The organism is Sungkyunkwania multivorans, from assembly GCF_042675645.1.
GTDB classification, from domain to species: Bacteria; Bacteroidota; Bacteroidia; order Flavobacteriales; family Flavobacteriaceae; genus Sungkyunkwania; species Sungkyunkwania multivorans.
This window is the reverse complement of sequence record NZ_JBHTJH010000017.1, coordinates 746,367-763,637: the sequence shown is the minus strand read 5'-3', so window position 1 is coordinate 763,637 and position 17,271 is coordinate 746,367. Positions and strand designations below refer to the sequence as shown.

The following is a 17,271-nucleotide window of genomic DNA, read 5'->3' as shown; positions in this document are numbered from 1 at the left end:
TAAATCTAAAAACAATTTTAAATTTATTCAAAATGACAAAAGCGGACATCGTAGCAAAGATTTCAGAGAAGAATGGAATGGAAAAAGCAGAGGTTCAAACTGTAGTTGAATCTTTTATGGAAGAAGTTAAGTCTTCATTAGAGAATGGTGATAACGTGTATTTGAGAGGTTTTGGTAGCTTTATCATCAAGACAAGGGCTGAAAAGACCGGAAGAAACATCTCGAAGAACACAACGATCAAGATTCCTGCACACAACATTCCGGCATTTAAACCTGCGAAAGTATTTGTAGAAGGAGTTAAGACCAACATAGAAGTAAAATAACTAAAATAACAGACAATTAATTATGCCGAGTGGTAAAAAAAGAAAAAGGCACAAGGTAGCCACGCACAAGCGTAAAAAAAGAAGAAGAGCAAACCGCCACAAGAAAAAGTAGTTGTAGACTACTTTTTCTTTTTACAAAAGAACCGTTCTTTGAAAACGAGGCCCTATCAGATAGTCGCCTCAATAGGTTAAAAACCTGTGAAAAAATTATTGTTTAATCCATCTCGAATTTTCGGGATAAAAATTGAATCAGGGTGAATAATGAATTGATCATTAGATCTGGTTCCTCTGAAGTAGATTTTGCCTTACTAAAGGATGGAAAACTCATTGAATTACACAATGAAGGAGACGATAACAAGTTTTCTGTTGGCGATATTTTTCTAGCCAAAATACGAAAACCTGTTCCTGGGCTCAACGCGGCATTTGTAAATGTCGGTTATGAGAAAGATGCATTTTTGCACTATCACGACCTTGGCCCAAAATTACCCTCATTGTTGAAATTCGTAAAACGTGTAAGCACAGGTAAATTAAAGGATTTCACTTTAAAAGATTTCCCATTTGAGCCAGATATCGATAAAGATGGTCGTATCGTTGATGCGTTACATTCCAATCAAAGTCTGCTCGTACAGATCGTAAAGGAACCTATTTCTACCAAAGGACCCCGAATTAGTTCGGAATTGTCCATCGCCGGTAGATACATCGTTTTAGTCCCTTTTTCTGACCGTATCTCTATCTCGCAAAAGATAGATAGCAAAGAAGAAAAAGATCGACTAAAGAGGTTGGTCCAGAGCATCAGACCCAAAGGGTTTGGTGTGATCGTACGAACAGTGGCTCAAGGCAAAAAAACAGCTGAACTAGACAGAGACCTGCACAATTTATTAAATCGTTGGACTGCGATGTGCAGAAAACTTCCAAGGGCAGGACATCCTTCCAAGGTACTAAGCGAATTGAATCGTGCCTCTTCAATATTAAGAGACATTTTTGACGATTCGTTCACTGGTATCCATGTGGATGATGAAACACTGGCTTTGGAAATTAAGGACTATCTAAGCGAGATAGCACCTAAAAAAGAGTCCATAGTGAAATTGTACAAGTCATCTGTTCCTATTTTTGAGAAATATGGAATAGAGCGACAGATCAAAACTTCTTTTGGACGTACTGTTTCCATGAGCAAGGGAGCATATTTGGTGATAGAGCACACCGAAGCCCTTCACGTCATTGACGTCAATAGTGGAAACCGATCAAACAAAGCGAAAAATCAAGAAGACACTGCATTGGAGGTCAACCTCATTGCTGCTTCAGAAGTTGCAAGACAACTTAGATTGAGAGATATGGGCGGAATCATCGTCATCGACTTTATCGATATGAACAATTCCGACAATCGCAAAAAACTATTTGATCATCTGAAAGAAGAAATGAAAGGAGACAGAGCAAAACACAAGATCTTGCCTCCGAGTAAGTTTGGATTGATACAGATCACCAGACAACGAGTACGGCCTGAAATGGCCATTAAGACTCATGAGAAAAATCCGAATGCTAATAAAGAAGGAGAAGTTGAAGCTCCGATAGTACTAGTGGATAAAATCGGGTCTGATCTAGAAAGAATTCTAGGCCATAACGGGAAGGCAAAAAACGGCATCGTCCTGAATGCGCATCCCTTTATAGCAGCATACCTAACCAAAGGATTTCCATCCGTACGCTCTAAGTGGTTCTTAGAGCACAAAAAATGGGTAAAAATACAACCTAGAGATGCTTACACGTATTTAGAGTATCGTTTCCTTGATAATGAAGGAAACACCTTAAAGTAATAGAAAAGCGCCCGTCAATCATGACGGGCGCTTTTTTTTGTCATTTTTTCTTGCTCTTTACTTATAAACATATTTGTTGGCCGTGCTATTCCCATCCGCTGAGATAACCTTGACAATGTAGATACGACCTTCGTTTAGACGTACGGAGACCTTCTCTTTTCCAATGTCAAAATATTCATCGACAACATTTCTACCTAACAAGTCATAAATTTCAATACGAGAGATCAGACTTTGATCAGTAAAGAATATGCTGGTCTTCTTTTCCGTCGAAGTGATCACTAGGCTCCGTTGCTTCTCCTCAACATTATTGAGACCCAAAGATGTAGCTTTACGAAAAATAAGTTCAAAACGATCGTTAAAGGTACCGGTCACATCTTCAAACTGGTAACTGCCTTGTCGAAGGTCGTGAAGCACATTCGTCAGACCATCCTTTAAGAGCACCTCATAACCCTCGAGCTTAGTCCCTTGAATTTGGTCTATTTGAATACTAAAATTGCTTTGACCATCCATAAGACTGCTAAATCCAATAGGTACGATGTCCTCTTCTGCTAGCGAAGGCCTACTTTGAATGGCGAAGATCTCGTTTTCGATGATTGAATATAAAGAAACAAAGCCACCAGCGAAACGCTTACCATCATATCCGCGATCCTGTCCAAAAGTAGCCTCGTCGGTAAATCCTATTAAAATTTGACTGAAGGCGCCTTCCTCATTAGTTAAGTTCAGCCATATTAGATCTTTGTTATTGACTTCGTTCGAAGTGGTCCTAAAGAAATCATCATTTCCGGTAGTCATCCGCATAGCGTTATCGAAGGTGGCCAGCCCGTTGTCCAAACTCTCAACAAAGAACGACTGGCCCGATGCTATATTTCCTGTTGGGATACTTCCGCCGGAAACAGCAGCAGTACCAGTGCCAAGTCCGAATGCATAGGAAGCATAATCGTCTGTAGAAAAATTTTGTCCATAAGGCCCTGGATTACCTGCATCTGGTGGAAGATTATGCACCCAGAAATAAATGGTCCCGTCCAATATCGGTATGTTGGCGACATCGCCGAGAAAAAGGTCGGCATCAATGGCAGATGGATAAGGATTTCCCAATAGGTTCCAATCATCATTTCCGCCCAGGCCGCCATTGCGAATTACCGTGGGTTGAACAAGTCCGTTGTTGACGGCTCCGTTGAACACAATATTATTCGTACCGGGATAGGTTACACTTAAAGAGGCCATGGAGATATATCCTACACCTGGCGTCATTGTGGTTGCCCCATTGACATTTATCCAATCATCCCCCTCATCATCACTTCCATCGCCATTACTATCATTAAAAGTAGCTGTGTTAAATCTGTATATTCTGTCGGCTGGCATTCCAGAAAAAACATTTCCTAAGGTTTCATTTGTCGAAGGAGATGACCAGTACGTATAGTCATACCATGCGGTAAGCGTTTCGGTTGTTTTATGTACCTCTAGATTTCCATTCACTGTGACAACGCCACTATCGTCTACCATGACCAATGATCCCTCATGTAATATTTGCAGATCTCCTTCTACCGTTAGGTCATTCTGAATACGAATATAATCTCCAGCATTTACATTCATGGTCGCTCCCGAAAGTACGAACAAAGAACAAGCTTCGATATCGCCATCGGTAACAGTGTTGAAGTCGCCATCGATCAATGTAATTCTAGTGTTATCAGGAATGGTATCCCAAGCTGCGCCATTCCAAGTAGAAAATACCATACTAAGGTCGATGCTTGAAGATTCTGTTGCTGTATAGCATGTGGCGTCATCTTCGCGCAACTGACAGTAATACTGATGTCCATCCAGCCCTATCACAGAACTTATGTTAAGAGTCATCGCTGTACTGCCTGTGTATACGCCCGTATCTGTAAGCGCTGTCCAACCCGCATCTCCTGGAGCACTCACATACCACTGATACGCAAGTCCAGCCGACCCAGCAACAGCCTCGGTTCCAGCCACTGTTAACGAAGTGGCAATTCCACAAGATGCTAAGGACAGTGATGGCTGCGATGTAATCGTTGGAGCGGATCTGGTACCATCATAGGTCTCAATATCGGTATAGTTATCATTACAAGAGGCATAGTCCAATATGGTCCAGTCATTAGAGTCGAACGTAGTGCTCGGTGCAGTTGCAGTTGCTCTTCTTTGAAAGTCATATCCTTCGCTTCCCAATCCAAGCGCATTGATCCAACTGCTTCCGTCACATACTCCCCAAAGATCGATCAAGGTTGTTGTTGTCGCGTCTCTTAAAGAGATACAATCATTGTTATTGACACCTGTACTCACGTCGTTCTGATCAGCAAGGCTTCCGTCTCCGCCTGTTACAGCACATCCCGTTCCTACAGCCGTTGCCAGAGTAAAGGAGTCGTTATCAGCCAATGTCCCGGTCAAAGGGATATCTGTAAAAGCTGGCCCACCATTGTTTTGAATTCGAATGATATAATCCGTCATATCAACAGTGGCACCCGTTGCATTATAGATCTCTATATAGGAAAGTGACCCAGTCGATGCATCTGTCACTTCAGAAATAAACAGATCGGTAAAGGTTCCTGTTCCAGTAAGATCACAGGTCGATGTTTCGTTGTCGATTACAGTGAAGGTAGAAAAGGTGGCATCACAAGGTTGCCCATCGGTGATAACGATATCGCCAGTACTGGCTCCAGTGGGTATTTCGATCAGCATTTGCATGGCAGTGGCAGAGATCACTGTCGCACCAACACCGTCGATGGTCGCGGTAGCGCCTGATAGGTCGCCAGCAGAAGCAGTAATAGCAACTACGGTGCCTGCCGGACCTTCGGTGGGCGATACGGAAGATATGGTAGCAGGCGTACACGTTGGGGCGCAGCTATATACACATCCGCCAAGACCAGGGATTCGCACATTATTCAAGGTCCAATTGGCTGCATTTGAAACATCGGCCAGGATGGTTGCTGCACCGCTATTGCTATTTGTACAAGCTTGGTCATACTCTCCATTGTCTATTTCGCCGACATTGACGGCATTTACGGCGTCTGTAAGTCCAGCCGGCAGTCCTGTGATATTACCTCCTGAAGAGGTCGTAGACCAACCGGAGCTATCAAAGGTGATGGCATAAATAAAGACTGGGGAGCCTGCGGTACCCTGATAGGCCAATATTTGATCTCCCGAAGTAGAGAGCGCATAGCTCCCGCTTCCACTTGCTGTTCCACTGCTTGCGGTAGAGGTTCCTGTAATCGTAATTTCCGTTCCACAACTTAGATCGGAGGTAGCAGTCCATAGGATGGTTCCCTCGCCAGATCGCAAGCTACTGGTAGATGTGATCCAACCATTATCGGTAAAGTTGATCTCGGTTCCGTTGGTAACATCGGTGAGTAGGACAAATGTTAACTCATCGGGATTGTCGGCATTAAAACCGGTGATGGCAATTTCTCCCGCGGATAAGGTAGTTTGACTATTCGCATATATAGAGAATAGCAAAAGCACCAAAAAGGGCAATTTTTTTTTCATGGCAATGGGGCAAATGGAACATTTTTCCAAACATCGAAAAAATGACCCTTTTATCCAATAATTTTCGTTTGTAATTATTAACATAAGGTCCTTAATTTGCATGGTGAATACACGAAAATCATATACGGTTTCTGAGGCGCAAAAAAAGCTAGAGCACTATTGCGCTTATCAAGAACGGTGTCATCAAGAAGTTATCGACAAACTGCAAAGACTGAACATGATCCCAGAGGCGATCGATGTCATTGTTAGCAACTTGATCCACAACAATTACCTCAACGAAGAGCGTTTTGCAAAATCTTTTGCACGTGGGAAGTTTAGTCAGAAGGGCTGGGGGAGAAACCGGATAGTTCGGGAGTTAAAACTGCGAAATGTTTCCAAATTTAATATAAATTCGGCTCTTAGCGAAATATCGGAAGAAGATTATTTATTGAAAATCAATGAGTTGTGCGATAAGAGATTAAAATCGTTGAAGGAGACCAATATCTATAAACGCAGAAAAAAGCTCACAGATTATTTACTCTACAGAGGATGGGAATCCTATTTGGTCTATGAGAAAGTACGAGAATTTATACCTTGATGCCGTTTCTCTTATGCGTTCTTATAACTGCCTGCTCATTCTTATGATCGATCCACGATTGGCCTTTCATTTTTCTCATTAGCACATCAAAATGGCGCATAATAAGGAGATTGTAAAGCGCCTTACCAAAGAACTTTGGGTTGCGCGTTATGCTGCGCAAGCTCATGGAGAACCCTGGTGTGATATAACGCATATAATGCCAATATCCTTCGGGCATGAACAAGACATCGCCATGATTCAATTCGGTGACATAACCTTTGGCTTTTTTGAGCGCTGGCCATTTTTCTAAATCGGGATCGTAAAAATCAATATCCTCTCGGGCGATGGTAGAATGAGGAACTTTGTACATATATCGATTCTGCGATTGCGAAAAGAGAATACACTGCTTCCTACCTTCGAAGTGAAAGTGCAAAATATTAGCTAAATCGGTATCGTAATGCATAAAGGTATAGGAATCACGCCCTCCGAAGAACAGCATGGGAAGTCCTTTCATAAAACGCATCCCGATATCTGGATAACCAAAATCCTCACGAAGTTCAGGGATTTCTTTTAGGATATTCCAAAGAAAAATACGATATCTGGTAGGCTCGCGTTTCAAGAGATCCACATACGCTGCCAACTTCATTTTGGCGTGCGGTTCATTGAAACCTTCTTTATGATTTACTGGCCGATCATCATATAATGGTACCGTTTTATGACCAGCCTTCTCTTTCATATAGTCTAGACTCCACTTGCGATAGGCCGGCCAATCCTCGATAAAGCCTTCGAGAACCACCGGTCTTTGTGGTTTCAAGTAATCGCGAACAAAGGTTTCTTTGGCGATATCACGTACTCTTGGTATCTCTTGTAGATTCAATTTCAAGCCCCAAATATTTACTTAAAGTTGGTGAAGTTAAGAAATTGTTGGTTATCTAGGTTATATTCTTCTTTAGGAAAGCTTGGCTTTTTTCTTCGCGGTTTCGTTTCGCTCTATTGTGTGTCCAGGACGTGTCCATTTGGGCTTTTCCCCCAGTTCTTGATATTCTGAATCCTTTGCCTCGACCGTTTGAGGTTGTACCTTTTTGGTGAATGGCTTTTGAGGATTCAATCCCAAGGCCTCGAACATTTTCATGTCTTCATTGACATCGGGGTTGGGGGTTGTAAGCAATTTATCTCCAGCAAATATAGAGTTCGCTCCCGCGAAGAAACACATCGCTTGCCCTTCTCTAGACATCTGCGTCCTTCCTGCCGAGAGTCGCACTTGGGTTTCTGGCATTACAATACGGGTAGTCGCTACCATTCGGATCATTTCCCATATCTCTACAGACTGCTGGTCTTCCAAAGGCGTTCCTTCGACCGCGACCAAGGCATTGATCGGCACGGATTCTGGTTGTGGATTTAAGGTGGCCAGCGCAACCAACATCCCCGCTCTATCCGCTACCTTCTCACCCATGCCTATAATTCCACCACTACAAACCGTGACGTTGGTCTTACGAACATTTTCTATGGTTTGTAGGCGATCTTCATAACCGCGTGTAGAGATGACCTCCTTATAGTATTCTTCGGAAGTATCCAAATTGTGATTGTAGGCATATAGACCAGCTTCTGCAAGGCGTTTGGCCTGATTTTCTGTGACCATCCCCAGCGTACAACATACTTCCATATCTAGCTTATTGATGGTCCGTACCATTTCGAGTACCTGATCGAATTCGGCACCATCCTTTACATTACGCCATGCGGCTCCCATGCATACTCTTGAACTTCCAGATTCTTTGGCGCGGAGTGCCTGCGCCTTCACCTGCTGCACGGTCATTAGGTCATTACCTTCGATATCGGTATGGTAGCGCGCCGCCTGCGGACAGTAGCCACAATCTTCGGGGCAGCCTCCCGTTTTTATCGACAATAATGTAGAGACTTGAACGGTGTTTGGGTCATGATGTTTACGATGTACACTTGCCGCCTCGTAGAGCAATTCCATGAATGGTTTGTTGTATATCGCTAGTATCTCCTCTTTGGTCCAGTTGTGTCGTATCTCACTCATAGGTTCGTTCTTATTCTTAATCAAAAATAGGAAATTAGATAAGTAAAATAGAGAACTAGATTATATTTATTTGAACCATAGAGAATGAATCAATGACTTTTCCGAAAAACAAATGTATTGACGATTTCTTATTCTTAAAATTGCTTTCATCTATAGAAAGAACCACCGGGGGGGCACCCCAGTGGTCCCTATTGAAATTCAATTACCCCTCTATTATGGTATTGAGCAACCATGCCAAAAAGCAAGATGCGCAAAAAATAAAATGCCGAATATGAGTATTCTAAAAGAAACCTTTAACGTCTTTTTCATAATTCTAATGAATGAATTTTTTGGAGAAATTAGTATCAGTAATAAACTCGCAAGTATTTTTGACTGGTAGTTTCCTTCTTATCTTAGCAATGAGTCTGTAGCACAAATTCTTCATTGGAACAAGTCTTAGCAGCCGATAATAGATTCTTAATTTGGCAATCTCTTTAAAGAAGAACATAAAGGCTTCAGATCTAAAATATGCGTCATCATCTTTAGTGATCACAATTATCGAATCATCTATTATTTCCTTGAACAATTGATGGGATGCCAATATTTTCTTCCCTTTCTCAGATTCGTTTGAAACAAAAACGAATTTATTCTCAACATCCTTTTTAGCCAAAAACATGACAGTCCTATTGCAAAACCCACATTTTCCGTCAAATATCACTTGATCTTTAAACATACGTTCTATTCCAAAATTAATGCTTGTGGATACGGAATCCTGAGCTTATCAAGAGCCGGTTTTACCTTTGACAGTATTCGTCGTAGAAATGACTTCCATTCATCGTTCGAGAAAAAGAACCCATACGTACTCAAAAACAAGATCTCGAAATCATAAATAGCCATAAAAATGTAAATTCCAACATGAATGCCTCCCATCAAAACAAGCATAATGTTTCTTAGTTTTCTAAACCAAACCAAGACCGGAAAGTATAACTCGATCAAAATGGTTGCATAGGTAGAGATAGTGACGAAGTATCCATTTAGAGCCAAACTCTTGTTGAAGCTTGTCCCTTGATAACTCTCTAGTGAAAAGGTATAGTAGGTGGCGACTCCGTTAAACCAAACATCTGCATGCGCCTTATTGATACCGGATACGAAGTAAGCAATACACAGATGAATGATTATACTATATCCAGCCAAGTTAGAAAATACATTTTTGATCTTTTCTAATGATGGATTCTTCACCTTGGACACCTTGTTAATAGTAAGGTACTTAAAGCTATCAGCAAATATCATATATAGCATAATGAATTCGAGCAGATTATCTCCCCCGTTGGCTGCATATCCGTTCAGATCCGTATTTATCTTGTAAAGCAAGTAGAGTGCCAGTGCGACAACATTCTTTCCTATGCCAAAGGCATATATTATTACAATGAAGACATAGAGCCCTAAGAAAATCGTGTAATTATCTCTCAACCAATCATTCTCAAAAACAAACGAGAAGAAATTGGTAGTATCGGAGTGCGCGATGAAACTCTTGTTACTGTACAGAATAGGCAAATAATCCCATTGCAAGAAGATCTTCTTTAACAAGTGAAAGGCTATGAACACCCTGAATATCGACAAATAGATCGCAAACTTATTCTCAGATTCCAAATTCAATAATTTCATCTTTTCCGAATTTTTTAGATGTATAATAATTCTTTAACTCTTTTGTGTTTATAGTGTCTGGCTTATGTCGATCCGCGAATTTTTGTATTTTGGATTCAGATATCATCATCTGTACACTATCAAAAGCTATGTTGTTTTTCTGAGCTACTATTCCCGCATAATTGATCAATGTCTTTACCGAAGAAGAGTTGTGAACGCTCGACCAAATTTTTTTGACCGTGGTGGTATCAAGTGTCTCACTCTTCGCTAAGACCATATCGGGGTGTTTAGCTAAGAATTGTGAAACACTATGCACATTTCCCGCTATGATATATTCCATCATATCTTCATTGCTATTAAAGGGCGCTTTGCTTGTCTTATTCTTATAAATGTCCTCTAGCACCTCTACGACAACGACGGTGCCTTCATTTGTCTCATATTCATAAATGAGCCTGTCATTTGAAGTTGGCGGCGGGGCGAAAAAAGACCACCGCTGCCTAAAAAAGGAATCGAACAGCAAATGAGACCTGTAGTGGGATAACTTAATGAAATTATTGGGCATCACGCTAAACAAGGTCGCCAACCAATAAGAGCAGAATGTTAGACCGATAAATCCGTAAAACAATTTTCTTTTCATTATTAAATCTTTTGTTTTCTATTCTTAAAATGTAGTATCATTAGGCAATCGATATAGCTTCTAATCCAAAGAAGCGAGCTCTTTTTCGACCAGTCCATCGATGTTCATAGCTGAGTCAAACTTATATTCCTTTGTCAACAGCAACTCATCGAGACAAATGGCCTCGAGTGCAGCCTTAACATACCCTCTTGCGAAGTATGTGGTGCCAACTGTGTTTGGAGCGAGTTGGCTCTTTTGAGACATCTGGGTCGTGTATTGCGCGTTTGCGTTGATGGATATATCATTGATGTTAAGGTTCTGGTTGTTCATACCGAGTGTAAGTACGAAACTTGATACCAAAGCTGTATTGAATATTATTGTTTTATTTATCATTTTATTGGTTTTTATGTCCCTTCACATTGCAAATACTTGAATGTGAAGGGAACTGTTGTTTAATCCAAGCTTGTCATTTGCGCAGTTACCGTTTCGTTCAATCCGTGAGAATTATTGAAATAATCCTTTCTCATCGCGACAAGCTGTATCGATTTTGGCTCGATCATTTTTCGAATGATACTGTTCGATACAATAGCATTATCACTGGTTGACAAATACTTTACGTTAGAAGCATATTCCTCCTTTTTAGAAAGTCCGTTTGACAGCATTGCAACGATTCCCACAAAAAGGGCGCAAAAAATTACATTAGTTTTACTCATGACGATCATTTAAAATTGGTTACTATTAAATTTATATTATACTCCTAGCAACACGAGAGGTCGCTAAGAACTATGATTAATCTAGGATTGAAAATTGCGTCTGTACATGTTTGGCAAGACTTCCGTTGTCAATCATCTCTTCTTTTCGCTGCATACACGCTCTTGGATCGCCTGGATAGAGATTGGTCGGCTTTAGCAGTGACGTTGGACTCTTTTTTGAAACATCAAAGTCTTGAAGATCTGCAAGATCTAACGCGACTGTTTCTAGACCAACATCCTCTTTTGGTTTATCGATCATAGCAATTCCTAATCCCATGGCGGCAGCCATGCATATGCCTGTTATTTTTTTCATGATCTAATACTGTTAAAAATTGTCTAATGTTCTCATATATAGTTCAGCTTCGTCGATTTCCTGGTTGTCAAAATACGCTTTGTGCATATCGATCATCCGTGTTTGGCGCGCCATCAGCTCATCGACAATGAATGCGGTATTGATCGTAGGGGTGACCACGTTCGAATTTGGCGTACTCACTGCGTAGTTATCGTACAACGAGACAGAAGAGAACAGTGATCGGCTCTCGTCCGTTTCATTCAAGTTCTCACTCGACAATGCGACACCTAGTGCCGTAATTGCTGAAAGTCCTATTATTTTTACTCTTAATTTCATCTTCAAACTATTTAAGTTATTTAATAGGCAGCCCGTGACAAACATGCCTGATGCACACGCTAGGCCGGACTGCCCTTTTTCAAATTAACAATTACCCAAGCTTCTGCATATTCGCTTCAATCTCCTTTTCGATGTCTTTTTCAACATCAACGGCTCTCGCCTCGTGATTGCCTAACACCTCGATCACGACCCAAATGACCACCCAAGTATTAGCGGCACTTTTAAACGTACTACTGTTAGAATTTTGCTCTTGAAGTTGATTGACCTTAGCTATTTCAAGGTTCTGTCCATCTTTAGTCTCAAATTTCTGGAATGACATGGTCGTTATCCCTAAAGAAAGAGCCATGACCATGGTTAAAATCTTTGCTTTCATTTTTTTTGTTTTTGGATTATTAATCAAGTGAATTCATGTTTGATGCCACCAATTGATCGAGACTTACTTGGGAGTCTATGGCAGCCGCTTCATGTGTTGCGATAGAAACCAACTCGTAAACAGCGATTGCTAGAAATCTTACAAGTTTAAACTTTCCTGCCTGTTCCAATGGATCTGCTTGACTGCTAGAGAAATCATTGTACTCTTTGGCATAGCCGATATCTAAATGATCCTTCTTCATGCTGCTGTTTTGCAAACTTCCGACTAGAAAGGCAGCAAAAAGGCATGATACTATGATGATTGTCTTATTTTTCATTGAAATATGATTATTGTTAGTTAATAGGGCAGCTCAAGGCAAACTTTCTAAATTGAAATTTTTCTTGGGCCGCCCGTTTTTTAATTTGGCTATTATCCCAGCTTTTGCATATTTGCTTTGATCTCCCTTTCCAGGTCTCTCGCCACATCAGCTGCTCTCGCCTCGTGATTGGCAATCACCTCATATAACACAAAGGTGACACGAAGAAACGCCTTCAATTTTCCGGCTTGTTCAACCGATCCATCGACATGAGAATAACCTTCAATTTTATTTGCTTGACCAATTTGTAAACTTTCGATACTACTTGATTCAAGCGCCTTGAAGGACATTGTCGAAACTCCCATAGAAAGCGCTATCGCCATGGTTAAAATTTTTGTCTTCATTTTCTCTTTTCTAAAGGTTATCTAAATTCCTCATGCTAGCTTTGGCTTCAAGCTCTGCAAGTTGGTATGGATTATTTTCCATTTCTTGGCCAAGAGTAACCGCCACTACTGCGGCTGCCACATATTTAACCATTTTGGCCATAGCTTTCCATTTTGCAGCTTGCGGTGCAACTCCGGTTGAACTGTCAACTTCCAAATGGTCTAGCACATTGATGTTTCCAACGGCATCATTGTCTCGAATTTCAAAATCTTTGGAGTTTTGAAAAGACATGAGAGACAATGAGCAGCATATTGCCAAACTCATTACAATTACTTTTTTTTTCATTTGTAACTAATTTTAAGATTAATAATGTAGAGCTGTTTGGATACGTCTATCTTGGTTATTGCTCCGTTTATACATCGACTCGCAAGCGTGTAAGATCTTAGTTTCTTTTAGCCTTGCTTAAATGAAACCTTGTACTTATGCCTAAGGGCATTCGCAACTTTAAAATGTCCTTTCTGGTTATTGGTTTGTTGTTCTTTTTTTCTTGTTGGTCAATAGCAAAACTTTATTGGTTCAATTGATCGCCAATTCAAAATTGTGCTTTCAAAACCACGTGGTAAGTGGCTTATAAACAATGATAAAGGAAGTGGGGAAAAGAGAAGAATGCAAACGAAGCAAATGCAAATTCCAGAATTTTAAGCTTAAATTCTGGAATTTTGACCGCACTATGTTTTAAGTTATTGAATCAAATAAAGTAAGAATCAACATCTATTCAATCATTATTAAATTAATACATAACAGTTTGGCAATAAGGTAGTTATGTCAGTCGAAACCCATGCTACAGAATAGCACGTACATCTTTGGATCGATTCTTAAATAAAATGAGATATCTTTGAAAGATGAGTCTGTATTTCAATAAATGCTTTCTATCCTGTTTTTTGCTTTTGAGTTTGATTGGTAGAGCCAATTACAAGACGGACCATTTTCTACAGGATTCCCTTCAGAAATATACATATCAAGAATTACGAAATAAGTACGACGCATCCTTTATAAAGGACACTTCACTATCCAATATTTATTTTCAAGAATATAGACGAAGGGGAAAAATCACAAATGATAGCATTAGAATATCAAAGTCCTATTTGCTGAAGTCCAGACAATATAGTTATAACCATAAGAATAGACTGATTTACTTAGACAGTGCACTTCTCTATGGTAACAACATCGACAAAAAGAACTTTATTGAAAACATATACAATAGAAGGGGAATCTACTACGAAGAAAATGGAAGTTATAAGGCCGCATTGCAGAATTACATCACCGCTTTAGAATATGCAAAGGAAAATGACAATGAAGCCTATATATATGCAACAAAACACAACATTGCTTTAATTAAAAGACACTTATCCAAATATGAAGAATCGATTCATCTTTTTAGAGAATGCCTAAAATACCAAGAGTCCATACAGAATAAAACTGTTTGGGATTCCATCATGTATCTGCAAACATTCTCTGAATTAATTTCCACGTATCGATCAAACAATCAATTGGATTCGGCTAGGATCTTGAATCGTATTGGAATGCCATTGGCAGAAGGCAAAAGAGTCTCAGAGATGTTCGAGTTGAATGATGCGTTTTTAGATTATTATGAAGGAAATCATGCCCTTGCCGACAAAAAATTCGATTTGTTGGAAAAAAAGTTTGACAATAAGGATGAGGAAAGCTATTTGGAGACCTATGACCTGATTGACTTTTATGTCTACAGGGGAATGGTCAAGAGCAAATTGGGAGAGAAGCAAAAAGGGATTGACTATTTTTTGAAAGTTGACTCTATATTTAAGAGGCTCAACTACACCTCCCCAAAAAGTAGACTGGCGTACATGGGCTTGATCAAGCATTATAAATCCTTGGGTGATTATAAGAAGCAATTGTTCTACATCAATGAACTCCTTAGCATAGACAGTGTCCTCGTAAAGGAATACAAGTCTACAAACGAAGTTATGCTCAAAGACTTTGATACGAGGGAGCTCTTAGAAGAAAAAGAGATCTTGATCGAGACTATAAGGTCCGATAATAAAAAAACAGAGAATGTGAGCAAGTTGCTCGTTTTGCTGAGTTTTTTGACCTTATTGGGGTTTCTATACCAATATAGAAAAAAGAAAGCCTATGCAGCGAGGTTCAAGTCGTTGATCGGAGAAAAAAACGATCAAGGCAAGAACGACGATGTGGGCATAACGTCTGTATCCGCAAAAACCGTCAAAGAACTAGGAGTCCCTGAAGCTCTAGTGGAAGAGTTGGAGAAGAAACTGGCACAATTTGAAGAAAATTTAGGCTTCCTAAATCTTAATATCACTACCAATAGTCTTGCAAAAGATTTTAATACAAACTCTAAATACCTGTCCAAAACAATTCATCATTTAAAAGGTAAAAAATTCATCACCTACATCAACGACCTGAGAATTGAATATGCTCTAAAGAAACTAAAGGAAGACCCTCTTTTTAGGAGGTATACTATAAAGGCCATTTCAGAAGAAATGGGATTCAACAACTCCCAATCATTTTCTTCTGCATTCTTTAAAAAAACCGGAATTTATCCGTCTTTTTACATTGATCAGCTAAATAAAATGAATAATTGATGCTGCCTTTCTCTTTATTATTATGAACTAAATTCTGGAATTTGACCCACTCTTGATCGGAAGTTCTTGTCAATTCATTTATTTTTAAGGCAAACTTAACACGATTGAACAATGAAAAATTTAAGCCTAGAAAAATTCCGGATTTCTAAAATTACACCTGATCAACTTTCAAGAATTGTTGGAAAAAATGGTTGTTGCCCAAAATTGACTGAAAACCCTAAAAACCCGGTATGTGATGATACAGATCCGATGGGAGCTGCTTTATAATTAATGGGACGGTATCTGCTGGATCGTCTAGCTGTTACCATAAACAGCTTGTAAAACCCTCAAGTCTATATTCAAGCCTAAGGAAGACTTCTTATGCCTGTCATGACTCAAGGATAATTTTAGCGTACATAGATCTAACATTCGTGAAACCCTTCGAAATCCGCCTTTCTTTTTAAGCAAAACGCGGCTTAGAATGGTCATGTACCTGTAGGATGTATTAAATTACTGCTCGCAATTCTCTTGCGAGCAGATTTTATGACCAGCAAGGCCATGTATCGTGATCTTGCTTATTTTCTCAATAGAACACTCACTGCGTTTCCACCAAAACCCACAGCATTGATCAAGACCGTTTTTATTTGATCTGGATACGATCTGTGCTCAACAAAGGGCACAGTCACAAACGTTTGATGCTCCATCATTAAAACAGCCAATTCTATACTTAACATTCCCGAAGCACCAAAAGTATGGCCTATCTTCCATTTGTTGGTCGTAAGTGCCGGATGCTTGTCGCCAAACACTTTTTTTATGGCGTTGTACTCCGAAAGATCACCTTTGATCGTTCCTGGCGCATGCATGACGATGACATCTACCTCTTCAGGCGAGTTGGAACCCAATGCCATCTTCATACTCTCTTGAAAACAATCGGCATTTGTAGAAATTGAAATGTTATGCGACAATGGTTCTGTAGCGTATCCTACTCCTTCGATAGTTGCCAAACTATCGTTCTTTACCCCCAACTCTAAACAGGCCACGGCAGCACCTTCACCAATGACCATGGTATTTTTCTTCTTTTCGAGGTCAAGGGCTTTACAGGGATATGTATCTTTCTGTTGCGCGTAGATCTTTAGTGATTCCATTTGGGCGATGGTAAAGGGTGTCAATGCGGCTTCACTACCTCCCACCAAAAACTTATCTGTCATTTCGGATCGCAACCACGCTACTCCATTTAGAAGCGCATGCAAAGCAGTGGAACAAGTGATCGAATGAGAAATTGATGGACCCTTTGATTGGAGATCATGTCCTACCCAAGAAGAAATATTTCCTAAGGTTGTCGTTGGCGAAGTCAATGTCCTTGTTTTCCCCTCCTTTAAGAAGGCCTCATGGTATTTCTCAAAAAGACTCGTCGCTCCTCTAGATGAACCAATATTGATCCCAAAGTCATCACCCTTTTTCCAGTTTGCGTCTTGCAAAGCCCTCCGGGATGCATGTATTGCAAAGAGCACCGAGTCATCCAATTGTTTGTATTTGGAATCGGAACCCCTTAACAGTTCAATCTCGTCTTTTTCATTCGCCCGTAAGGGCACTGCCAATACTTTCGGGCTTCCAAGGTCCAATTCCTTTATCAAATGATCTTTTCTCAGGTAATTCTTCCACACCTCATCGCTCGTTGATCCCAATGAAGAGATGGATGAAATAGAGGTGATAGCTATAGGGTGCTTCAAGTCGGTTCAATTTTTGCAAATAT

The 17,271-nt window shown here is 40.2% G+C and carries 20 protein-coding genes; 5 read left to right on the top strand and 15 right to left on the bottom strand.

Annotation, left to right across the window (positions count from 1 at the left end):
• Window positions 1-32 precede the first annotated feature (32 nt).
• Together ACFQ1M_RS14815 and ACFQ1M_RS14810 are read left to right on the top strand one after the other, a co-directional pair.
• On the top strand, window positions 33-323 hold the full coding sequence (locus ACFQ1M_RS14815; protein ID WP_386409572.1) for an HU family DNA-binding protein: 291 nt from the start codon (window positions 33-35) through the stop codon (window positions 321-323).
• Window positions 324-577: 254 nt separating this feature from the next.
• Window positions 578-2,131 carry an Rne/Rng family ribonuclease gene (locus ACFQ1M_RS14810; protein ID WP_386409570.1) on the top strand — a complete coding sequence of 518 codons (1,554 nt, stop codon included), beginning with the start codon at window positions 578-580 and terminating at the stop codon, window positions 2,129-2,131.
• 57 nt (window positions 2,132-2,188) lie between these two features.
• Here ACFQ1M_RS14810 and ACFQ1M_RS14805 read toward each other — a convergent pair whose 3' ends face one another.
• Entirely contained in the window at window positions 2,189-5,632 is a 3,444-nt protein-coding gene (locus ACFQ1M_RS14805; RefSeq protein ID WP_386409568.1) for a lamin tail domain-containing protein, read from the bottom strand.
• 100 nt (window positions 5,633-5,732) lie between these two features.
• Between ACFQ1M_RS14805 and ACFQ1M_RS14800 the strand changes: the two genes are divergently transcribed.
• Complete coding sequence (locus ACFQ1M_RS14800; protein WP_386409567.1) at window positions 5,733-6,209, top strand: regulatory protein RecX; 477 nt, start codon at window positions 5,733-5,735, stop codon at window positions 6,207-6,209.
• Here ACFQ1M_RS14800 and ACFQ1M_RS14795 read toward each other — a convergent pair.
• The 13 genes from ACFQ1M_RS14795 to ACFQ1M_RS14735 all read right to left on the bottom strand — a co-directional run bounded on the left by ACFQ1M_RS14795 (window position 6,199) and on the right by ACFQ1M_RS14735 (window position 13,245).
• Window positions 6,199-7,071 carry a cupin-like domain-containing protein gene (locus tag ACFQ1M_RS14795; RefSeq protein ID WP_386409565.1) on the bottom strand — a complete coding sequence of 291 codons (873 nt, stop codon included), beginning with the start codon at window positions 7,069-7,071 and terminating at the stop codon, window positions 6,199-6,201. The two genes, ACFQ1M_RS14800 and ACFQ1M_RS14795, sit on opposite strands and share 11 nt — an antisense overlap.
• A 66-nt stretch (window positions 7,072-7,137) precedes the next feature.
• Window positions 7,138-8,229 (bottom strand): biotin synthase BioB, encoded by a 1,092-nt coding sequence (gene bioB, locus ACFQ1M_RS14790; RefSeq protein ID WP_386409563.1) that lies wholly within the window; start codon window positions 8,227-8,229, stop codon window positions 7,138-7,140.
• Window positions 8,230-8,542: 313 nt separating this feature from the next.
• On the bottom strand, window positions 8,543-8,941 hold the full coding sequence (locus tag ACFQ1M_RS14785) for a thiol-disulfide oxidoreductase DCC family protein (protein WP_386409561.1): 399 nt from the start codon (window positions 8,939-8,941) through the stop codon (window positions 8,543-8,545).
• 5 nt (window positions 8,942-8,946) lie between these two features.
• Entirely contained in the window at window positions 8,947-9,873 is a 927-nt protein-coding gene (locus tag ACFQ1M_RS14780) for a hypothetical protein (protein ID WP_386409559.1), read from the bottom strand.
• Window positions 9,848-10,489, bottom strand: coding sequence for a hypothetical protein (locus tag ACFQ1M_RS14775; RefSeq protein WP_386409557.1), 642 nt, complete (start codon window positions 10,487-10,489; stop codon window positions 9,848-9,850). Before ACFQ1M_RS14775 ends, ACFQ1M_RS14780 begins: the two co-directional genes overlap by 26 nt.
• 60 nt (window positions 10,490-10,549) lie before the next feature.
• Window positions 10,550-10,861 (bottom strand): hypothetical protein, encoded by a 312-nt coding sequence (locus tag ACFQ1M_RS14770; RefSeq protein ID WP_386409555.1) that lies wholly within the window; start codon window positions 10,859-10,861, stop codon window positions 10,550-10,552.
• 59 nt (window positions 10,862-10,920) lie between these two features.
• Window positions 10,921-11,181, bottom strand: coding sequence for a hypothetical protein (locus tag ACFQ1M_RS14765; protein WP_386409553.1), 261 nt, complete (start codon window positions 11,179-11,181; stop codon window positions 10,921-10,923).
• A gap of 76 nt (window positions 11,182-11,257) precedes the next feature.
• Window positions 11,258-11,533: a hypothetical protein gene (locus ACFQ1M_RS14760; protein WP_386409551.1), complete on the bottom strand. Its 276-nt coding sequence runs from the start codon at window positions 11,531-11,533 to the stop codon at window positions 11,258-11,260.
• A 12-nt stretch (window positions 11,534-11,545) separates the two neighbouring features.
• Window positions 11,546-11,848: a hypothetical protein gene (locus tag ACFQ1M_RS14755; protein WP_386409549.1), complete on the bottom strand. Its 303-nt coding sequence runs from the start codon at window positions 11,846-11,848 to the stop codon at window positions 11,546-11,548.
• A 91-nt stretch (window positions 11,849-11,939) separates the two neighbouring features.
• Window positions 11,940-12,221 (bottom strand): hypothetical protein, encoded by a 282-nt coding sequence (locus ACFQ1M_RS14750; RefSeq protein WP_386409547.1) that lies wholly within the window; start codon window positions 12,219-12,221, stop codon window positions 11,940-11,942.
• A 19-nt stretch (window positions 12,222-12,240) separates the two neighbouring features.
• Window positions 12,241-12,537, bottom strand: coding sequence for a hypothetical protein (locus ACFQ1M_RS14745; RefSeq protein ID WP_386409545.1), 297 nt, complete (start codon window positions 12,535-12,537; stop codon window positions 12,241-12,243).
• A 92-nt stretch (window positions 12,538-12,629) separates the two neighbouring features.
• Window positions 12,630-12,920 (bottom strand): hypothetical protein, encoded by a 291-nt coding sequence (locus tag ACFQ1M_RS14740; protein WP_386409543.1) that lies wholly within the window; start codon window positions 12,918-12,920, stop codon window positions 12,630-12,632.
• Window positions 12,921-12,930: 10 nt separating this feature from the next.
• Window positions 12,931-13,245: a hypothetical protein gene (locus ACFQ1M_RS14735; protein WP_386409541.1), complete on the bottom strand. Its 315-nt coding sequence runs from the start codon at window positions 13,243-13,245 to the stop codon at window positions 12,931-12,933.
• A gap of 602 nt (window positions 13,246-13,847) precedes the next feature.
• Between ACFQ1M_RS14735 and ACFQ1M_RS14730 the strand changes: the two genes are divergently transcribed.
• Together ACFQ1M_RS14730 and ACFQ1M_RS14725 are read left to right on the top strand one after the other, a co-directional pair.
• Window positions 13,848-15,539, top strand: a complete 1,692-nt coding sequence (locus ACFQ1M_RS14730) for a helix-turn-helix domain-containing protein (protein WP_386409539.1) — start codon at window positions 13,848-13,850, stop codon at window positions 15,537-15,539.
• Window positions 15,540-15,650: 111 nt separating this feature from the next.
• Window positions 15,651-15,806 (top strand): hypothetical protein, encoded by a 156-nt coding sequence (locus tag ACFQ1M_RS14725; RefSeq protein WP_386409537.1) that lies wholly within the window; start codon window positions 15,651-15,653, stop codon window positions 15,804-15,806.
• 287 nt (window positions 15,807-16,093) lie between these two features.
• Here the strand turns inward: ACFQ1M_RS14725 and ACFQ1M_RS14720 are convergent, their stop codons facing one another.
• The gene (locus ACFQ1M_RS14720; RefSeq protein WP_386409535.1) at window positions 16,094-17,248 is read right to left on the bottom strand and encodes a beta-ketoacyl synthase N-terminal-like domain-containing protein; all 1,155 of its coding nucleotides are present in this window, start codon (window positions 17,246-17,248) and stop codon (window positions 16,094-16,096) included.
• Window positions 17,249-17,271: the final 23 nt, after the last annotated feature.

Excerpts from the sequence above, each read along its gene's own strand:
- ACFQ1M_RS14815 (WP_386409572.1), top strand. The coding sequence starts at position 33 with ATGACAAAAGCGGACATCGTAGCAAAGATTTCAGAGAAGAATGGAATG.
- ACFQ1M_RS14805 (WP_386409568.1), bottom strand. The coding sequence starts at position 5,632 with ATGAAAAAAAAATTGCCCTTTTTGGTGCTTTTGCTATTCTCTATATAT.
- ACFQ1M_RS14800 (WP_386409567.1), top strand. The coding sequence starts at position 5,733 with ATGGTGAATACACGAAAATCATATACGGTTTCTGAGGCGCAAAAAAAG.
- bioB (WP_386409563.1), bottom strand. The coding sequence starts at position 8,229 with ATGAGTGAGATACGACACAACTGGACCAAAGAGGAGATACTAGCGATA.
- ACFQ1M_RS14785 (WP_386409561.1), bottom strand. The coding sequence starts at position 8,941 with ATGTTTAAAGATCAAGTGATATTTGACGGAAAATGTGGGTTTTGCAAT.
- ACFQ1M_RS14780 (WP_386409559.1), bottom strand. The coding sequence starts at position 9,873 with ATGAAATTATTGAATTTGGAATCTGAGAATAAGTTTGCGATCTATTTG.
- ACFQ1M_RS14775 (WP_386409557.1), bottom strand. The coding sequence starts at position 10,489 with ATGAAAAGAAAATTGTTTTACGGATTTATCGGTCTAACATTCTGCTCT.
- ACFQ1M_RS14770 (WP_386409555.1), bottom strand. The coding sequence starts at position 10,861 with ATGATAAATAAAACAATAATATTCAATACAGCTTTGGTATCAAGTTTC.
- ACFQ1M_RS14765 (WP_386409553.1), bottom strand. The coding sequence starts at position 11,181 with ATGAGTAAAACTAATGTAATTTTTTGCGCCCTTTTTGTGGGAATCGTT.
- ACFQ1M_RS14760 (WP_386409551.1), bottom strand. The coding sequence starts at position 11,533 with ATGAAAAAAATAACAGGCATATGCATGGCTGCCGCCATGGGATTAGGA.
- ACFQ1M_RS14755 (WP_386409549.1), bottom strand. The coding sequence starts at position 11,848 with ATGAAATTAAGAGTAAAAATAATAGGACTTTCAGCAATTACGGCACTA.
- ACFQ1M_RS14750 (WP_386409547.1), bottom strand. The coding sequence starts at position 12,221 with ATGAAAGCAAAGATTTTAACCATGGTCATGGCTCTTTCTTTAGGGATA.
- ACFQ1M_RS14745 (WP_386409545.1), bottom strand. The coding sequence starts at position 12,537 with ATGAAAAATAAGACAATCATCATAGTATCATGCCTTTTTGCTGCCTTT.
- ACFQ1M_RS14740 (WP_386409543.1), bottom strand. The coding sequence starts at position 12,920 with ATGAAGACAAAAATTTTAACCATGGCGATAGCGCTTTCTATGGGAGTT.
- ACFQ1M_RS14735 (WP_386409541.1), bottom strand. The coding sequence starts at position 13,245 with ATGAAAAAAAAAGTAATTGTAATGAGTTTGGCAATATGCTGCTCATTG.
- ACFQ1M_RS14725 (WP_386409537.1), top strand. The coding sequence starts at position 15,651 with ATGAAAAATTTAAGCCTAGAAAAATTCCGGATTTCTAAAATTACACCT.